Below are 6,763 nucleotides of genomic sequence, written 5' to 3'. Positions count from 1 at the left end.
GCATCGCTCACAACCTTCTCGTAACGAGGCTCATCGAAATTGAACATAGCAATTATCCCTTCGTTTAATAGAACGAAATTCGTTCCAATGACAACTTGTCATTTTGTTACGTATTAATACTTAATGGTCTAAATAAAAACCCTTCTAGGAAAGGGGGACCTGACTGTCTTTCATCTCGGCGAGTTTATGCTCGAATCCAAAGCCGCCGGGTTTAAGGCAATTTTTAGCTGAATAGTTAGCAGCGAACTCCATTGCATCCCGAATGATCCCCACATCGAGCGGTTGCTTTTTACTCCAGCCATGCGAGAGACAGCTCACAACAAACGCAGTGATATACGAATCTCCCGCGCCCATGGTGTCAAGCGCATCTACGGGTCTTATATTTCCCTGGTACCATCGGGAACCGTCAAAGAACACAGGCCCCGTAGATCCCCGTGTAGCAATCGTGTAGCGACAACCATGCTCTATGGCCCTCTTCAATAGAACTTGAATCTGTTGATCGCTCTCGCCGGAACAGGAAAACAGACCAAGGGTTGTAGCAGGGCAAACAAGATCGAAATATGCGTCGGTTCGATACTTATCTTTAACGGAAAAGTCGTAAACCGCCACAGCGGGAAGATCTTGAACTAGGTGCACATCATCCTGCAGCTTTGCATTGACGCTGGTAAAAACCGCATCGAATCCCTGAAGAAACTTGACATCAGAATCGTTGATGTGGGTTTTGTGCGCCCAGCAAGCCCCTGTATCGTAACCAACTTCGACACGTTCACCGTCGTAAACATTTACATCGCAAGTCTTGGTTGTCGCTTTTTCAGGCATAGATGATTGCGAAAGGTCAACGTTCAGCGAAGAAAGGGCATCGGTGATTATTCGCCCTCCCAGGTCGTTGCCGATCTCCCCAATATACGCAGCCTGTGCGCCAAGCATGCTTGCATGGGCAGCGACGTTTACGGCATTGCCACCAGGATACATAACGCCTTTGTTGAGATAGCGATCAATAACGTTGTCACCAATTGCTGCGATTTTCACCTCAACGCCTCCCATCACGTACGGTCTTTATTAGTACTCGACCTTGCGGTAATAACGGCGGATGTCGAGCGAATGGTCACGAATTTCCTCGAAATTCTTGCTCACACGCGAGAGAATGGCATTGAGCACCACCGGAGAAAGCATCCAGCGGAATTCATCACTGATACCCGGCAACTCATAATCATGTGTATCGAATACGGTGAAATCATCCGCATATTGCTTACAGAAGCGTGCAACGCGCTCATCAAGAGGCCTAGTCTGCGCCTCCGTCATTGCGAGCGCGACACAAACGCCCGGCTCAACAAGTTCGATAGTGCCATGGAAGAACTCAGGCGATGTAACGGATTTGGTGCGCAGCCATTGGGACTCCTCGAGCACACACATGGCAAACGAATACGTGGGGCCCCACAGATTGCCAGAACCGATCCAGATCTGATACGGGTCGTCCTTGTGCTTCAGAGCATATGCGCGAGCCATCTCGTCAGCGTTCTTGCCGACGGAAACGAGAGCAGCAGGGAGATTCACAAGCTCATCAGCGAAGCGATCGTAGTCATCGAAAAAGCCCCTGTTCTTGAGAATCTTTCCAATCAGAAGGTACAGCACGAGCTCCATAGGACGACCCTGCTTATAGATCACTCCATAATCGGAAAGTTCACCAAGCGGTGAACCGTCCACGCCAAGCGTAGAGACAATGGTGCAGCCTGCGTCTTTTGCCGCCTTTGCCGCCGCGACCGTCTCTTTGGTGTCGCCCGACTTGGACGCCATGAACGCCAAGGTCCCCTTACCGATGCGCCGATTGCCAACCGTGAGGAAATCTGCCGAAACTTGGGACTGGACGGGAATATCGGACATAACAGAAACCATATAGTCAAACGGCTGCATCATCGCAAGCGAGCCACCTGACGAGGTGAAGAAAATCGAATCGAAACCCTTTTCGCAAATTTCGTCAGCAATGCGTTCAATTTCGGCACGTTGATTGTAGATATAAGCACCGTTATCGAGAATTGCCTGTTCATCAAATGAAACCATGAGATATACCTTTCTAATTCAATTGGGCCAGACGGCGAAATCAACCATTTAGATTGCAAACACTCCGAAGAAGGAGCCGACGATACCAACCGCCATGAGAATAACGAGAATCCAAGCAATTTTGACCTTGTGCTGGACGAGTTCGTAAACTCCAAGTGTCACAAGCAGCGGCAGCAGGCTCGGCATGATACCGTCGATGATGCTTTGGATAGTCTGCGCACTGTCGCCGGTACCGAGAGAACCAGCCACGCTGACCGATACAAGGTTGGGCACCATAGCGCCGATAACCATAAGACCGAGAATTGCAGCCCCCATAGTGAGCTTTGGCATAAGACCAGATTTCTCGATCTTGCTCAAGAAACTGGTTCCGAATCCATAGCCCCATTTAAGGCAGAACCAACGAATCAGATAATGCGGAACATTGAATACGACAAGGAAGAGAAGCGGGCCGAGAATGTTACCCTGCATAGCAAGCGACACACCCAAGCCAGTGGCGATGACACGCAACGTTCCCCAGAACAGAGAGTCACCGATGCCGGCCAGCGGGCTCATAAGAGCGGCCTTTACGCTGTTGATGGAGGATTCGTCAAAATCCTCTTCGTTAGCGTTTGCCTCTTCCATCGCTGCCGAAATGCCCAGAATTAATGTTGAGACATAAGGAGTGGTGTTGAAGAACTCCATGTGACGCTTAGCAGCAGCAGCCTGGTCATCCTTATTCTTATACACGCGACGAATGATGGGAAGCATGGAGAAGCAGTATCCCATGTGCTGCTGGCGCTCGTAGTTCCAGGAGTACTCCATCGTAAGCGAACGGAAAAATACCGATTTTAGATCACGCTTTGTAATCTTGTTGGAACTGGTGTCATTAGAAGTCGTCATCGTCGAAGCTCCCTTCCGAACTAAGCTGTGGCGTCTGAGCAATGAAGTTTGGCTGGACCACCACGAGGATTACTGCGAGGCAAAGCCCAATGATGGCAATACCAAGGATTGGAATGCTCATGTAGGCACAGAGCGCAAACCCGAGCACGAAGAAAATAGCAGTCTGCTTGTTGACAATCATTGAAGCGAGCAGTGCAATGCCGAGCGCAGGGATGAATCCACCCGCAATAACCAGGCCGTTACTTACAAACTCGGGAATTGCGTTAAGCACCGCGTTCATAACCGGCGTTCCGAGATAGAAAGCAAGGGAGCACACGAAAAAGCGAGGAAGCGATTTGACGATGAATCCACCAAGCAGATGCATCCGCTCCATACCTTTGAGGTCGCCCTTTGCCACGCAGTCGTCCGCTTTATGGACGAAAAACGGCATCACGATCAGCGTAAGCGCGTTATCAATGATGAGATAAAGCGACGCAATCGGGAAAGCGAGTGTCAGCGCAACTTCAGCGCCTTGACCCGTCGAAATTGCAAAGGCAGTGCCCAAAATACCACCGGTGATAACGTCAGGCGGAACGGCCGCCCCGATGGTAACCGATCCAATGAACACCATTTCAAGCGTGGCGCCGACAATAATGCCCGTCTGCAAATCACCCATCACAAGACCGATGAGGACGCCCGTGACAATCGGGCGAGAAGCAAGGCAAGTGCCAAGTGCCCACTCAAATGTCACGCACATTGCGACGAGGCCGATAAGGATCGCTTGAGTCAACATGAGGGATCCCCTTTCTATTGTATGTGCTTAAATCAAAATCTTCTCGTCTCTAGGTACCTGCCTGATCTCCACCTCGATTCCGGCATCACTGAGCTCATGTAGAAGCTCCACGTCGCGATCGGTAGCGAAAACCGTTGAAGATAGGCGTACATCTGCACCCTCACGCGGCTTCGTTCCTCCAATGTTGATATGCTCGATTTCGCTGTAGCCCTTTGCCAGGCGGTAAGCATCTTCGATGCTTTCAACGACAATGAACAAACGGTACTTATCGGTCACACCGCTCCTAAGAGCCTCGATAGAATCATCGACCGATTTGATAACCAATTTGACGCCTGCCGGACGTGCCAGCTTAAGCGTCGTCTTGCGCACGTCATCTTTCACAACCGCATCGCAGGCAATCAAAATGCAATTGGTGTCAAGCTCTTGCGTCCAAGTCATGGCAACCTGACCATGAAGCAAGCGATGGTCAACTCTCAGCAGCTTAATCATCTTTGTTCCTTTCTCAAAAATCCTCGTCTTCTTCTACCGAATTTGGCAGCGAACATAGGCATGTGCCCTTTTGGCGGACACTTGAAACCAATGCAGCGAGCTCGGCGTCATCAAGTGTGCTCAATTTCGAAAACACTTCGAGCACTAGTGGTAGCGACATGCCGGCAATGAGCCTTAGAGAATCGTCACCCAACCTTTCCATAAAAGCGTTATTCACTGACCCACCATAGACATCAGTGATGACAATCCACTGGTCTGCTGGGTCGCGAGAACGGTCCCAAAAATCTATCAACTCGTTTACATCCATCGTGTCCTCATCGACATATGCGCATAGCACCTTAACGCGAGGATCTTCACCGCAAAATAGCTGGAGCGTTTCACGCATCGCTCTAGCAAGTGGCCCATGGCTGGCCAAGAGCAACTTCCTCATTTATCTCCCAATCTCAGTCAATCATCTGTTAATAGAACGTTATATTTTGTATTGTTATCTACAGTATCCTCGAAACTTTCGCTTTGTCAAGACAGATCAATCAAGCTTCCTAAGCGGTAATAATTCGCCCGTAAACGGCAAAAAAACGCCCCTTTGTCGGGGCGTTTTCAATCTCTTGTTATTCGGTTAAGAAAGATCCGGGGTTTGGCTTTCGCTAGAGATAAAACTTTAAGCGCTCAGTGCAGTACACCTGCCGCGAAATAAACAATGGCACTCCCTGCGCGCTGCAACGCTTATCTACAAATAATAAAAGGGCAGATCCCGGCTTTACATTCAAATGTTCTGCCTCGTAAGCACTTGCAAAGCACACCTGCAACGTTCGCTCGTTATTGCCAAGTTCGATATGGCGTCTTCCCAGCACCTCAAGTAGAGAACCCGATAAATCTTCATGTTCCAAAAAGGCAAGAGAAGGAGTGTAGCTATTGGTTTCCAACATCGTTGGCACGCCATCGACTAAGCGCAAACGTCTAGTCTGAAGAATATTCTCGTCCTCCTGGACCTGAAGAAAACGCACGTCGCGCAGCGTAGGATAAATCCAAGCTACTTCGAGCACTACGGTAGAAGGCTTTTTATTTTCTTGAATGCAGGAATGGGTGAAGCTTTCCTGGTCATCGGCTGCATAGGCATTGCGTGTCGTGGTAACAAAAGTCCCTTTCCCTCGCGTGCGCTCAACGATATCGGCATCCTCTAGTTCCTTGATTGCCGATCGAACAGTAATACGACTAACGCCATATTCCTCCATAAGCTCCGTCTCAGTAGGAAGCTTATCCCCTTCGCTATATACGCCACTTTCTATTCGACTCACAAGATCGTGAACGATCTGCTTATACAATGGAACAGCGCTCTCCACTTTAACCATTATTCAACCTATTGCTTTCTACACTCAACGGCTTCAAGTCCCCGCCAATTGATGCCGAGTTGATTAGCCTTAATCGAAAAGAAGTATTTGAAATAATCACCCAACATCACCTGCTTAGTAAAGTGCACTGGCTTACCAGTGCTCATATAAACGGTCTCACTCAATATAAACATCGCAGCTTCTCCTGCGATATTAAGGATGCGCTTCTCCTCATCCGTAGCAAGCCCTGCTTCAAGCACAATAGACGGGAAACAATTATCCTCTAGTCGCAGCCCCGTCTCTCTCTCAATCGTTTCATAAAGTGATGCGTTCTCCATATCGACACCCAGTAAAAACCCGAAGTTCTTTACTGGAAGATAAATATGTTCAATCATTGCATTTATGTGGTTAATTGACCTCACGCGTTTGAGGTAAACCGCAGATTCATTCTCTTCCATTCGCAAATGACGACGGACGGCAACGGGCGGCTCGACCTCCTGAAGAGCGAGAACACGAGACGAGGTTTCGATATTATTTTCATGGCAAAAATAAGTGAAACCCTTAAACGTGCTCAAGCTCGAGACGATTTTAGGCTGCCGGATAAATGTGCCCTTGCCATGACGCGTATCAAGCACGTCGTCATCCACAAGAGTTTGAATTGCCTTCCGTATCGTCGCACGGCTAACCTCGTATTCTTCGCAAAAACCATTTTCGCTAGGCAACACGCCACTTTCGGAAAACTCGCCCATCTCAATACGGCGGCGCAAATCATCAGCTACTTGTACATATAGCGGCACAGCACTAGTCGGGTTAATCATAACGTTCTCCGTATAACATTCTATGAAACTTCTATACGTTATAAGATAACCTATTACGTATTATTTTGAAAGAAATAGACGGTTCAATCTTATTTTTGAACCGTCTACAATATCAAACACTCCATATGAAGGTGTCGAATGCCACTTGTGGCGCAAACAAGAGGGGCATTTGGCAAAAATGCCCCATTTCGCCTTGAAGTCGCTACCGTGAAATGCCAACGAGCCGCATGGTCGAGTCCAAGCAAATACGACCTCAAGCGGCCAGCTACGGCATGGCTCCCTAGAACGAGACTGCGACATTTGTTTGCATTGTTTTACGAACGCAACATAACGAATAATTTCCGAGCAAAATAACGACCGCTGAAAGCTGCTTTAGTAATTCATCTGGTGATAGTAACGACGCGTGGTGAGCGGGTGGT

The 6,763-nt window shown here is 48.7% G+C and carries 8 protein-coding genes; all 8 read right to left on the bottom strand.

Annotation, left to right across the window (positions count from 1 at the left end; all coding sequences use genetic code 11):
* Positions 1-144: 144 nt before the first annotated feature.
* The gene (locus DW024_RS09695) at positions 145-1,029 is read right to left on the bottom strand and encodes a PfkB family carbohydrate kinase (protein ID WP_118377593.1); all 885 of its coding nucleotides are present in this window, start codon (positions 1,027-1,029) and stop codon (positions 145-147) included.
* A 30-nt stretch (positions 1,030-1,059) separates the two neighbouring features.
* The gene (locus DW024_RS09690) at positions 1,060-2,058 is read right to left on the bottom strand and encodes an SIS domain-containing protein (RefSeq protein WP_055310759.1); all 999 of its coding nucleotides are present in this window, start codon (positions 2,056-2,058) and stop codon (positions 1,060-1,062) included.
* Between the two features lie 48 nt (positions 2,059-2,106).
* Positions 2,107-2,937: a PTS system mannose/fructose/sorbose family transporter subunit IID gene (locus DW024_RS09685; RefSeq protein ID WP_055310758.1), complete on the bottom strand. Its 831-nt coding sequence runs from the start codon at positions 2,935-2,937 to the stop codon at positions 2,107-2,109.
* Complete coding sequence (locus DW024_RS09680) at positions 2,924-3,709, bottom strand: PTS sugar transporter subunit IIC (protein WP_055310757.1); 786 nt, start codon at positions 3,707-3,709, stop codon at positions 2,924-2,926. The genes DW024_RS09685 and DW024_RS09680 overlap by 14 nt, the downstream gene beginning before the upstream one ends.
* Positions 3,710-3,736: 27 nt before the next feature.
* Positions 3,737-4,198: a PTS sugar transporter subunit IIB gene (locus tag DW024_RS09675; RefSeq protein ID WP_099432598.1), complete on the bottom strand. Its 462-nt coding sequence runs from the start codon at positions 4,196-4,198 to the stop codon at positions 3,737-3,739.
* A gap of 13 nt (positions 4,199-4,211) precedes the next feature.
* On the bottom strand, positions 4,212-4,628 hold the full coding sequence (locus tag DW024_RS09670) for a PTS sugar transporter subunit IIA (RefSeq protein WP_055287649.1): 417 nt from the start codon (positions 4,626-4,628) through the stop codon (positions 4,212-4,214).
* A 214-nt stretch (positions 4,629-4,842) separates the two neighbouring features.
* The gene (locus tag DW024_RS09665) at positions 4,843-5,547 is read right to left on the bottom strand and encodes a GntR family transcriptional regulator (RefSeq protein ID WP_055287651.1); all 705 of its coding nucleotides are present in this window, start codon (positions 5,545-5,547) and stop codon (positions 4,843-4,845) included.
* 8 nt (positions 5,548-5,555) lie between these two features.
* The gene (locus DW024_RS09660; RefSeq protein ID WP_117790910.1) at positions 5,556-6,344 is read right to left on the bottom strand and encodes a GntR family transcriptional regulator; all 789 of its coding nucleotides are present in this window, start codon (positions 6,342-6,344) and stop codon (positions 5,556-5,558) included.
* Positions 6,345-6,763 lie beyond the last annotated feature (419 nt).

The organism is Collinsella sp. AF37-9, assembly GCF_003475115.1.
GTDB lineage: Bacteria > Actinomycetota > Coriobacteriia > Coriobacteriales > Coriobacteriaceae > Collinsella.
The sequence above is the reverse complement of the archived record's forward strand: the minus strand, read 5'-3'. Positions and strand labels throughout refer to the sequence as shown.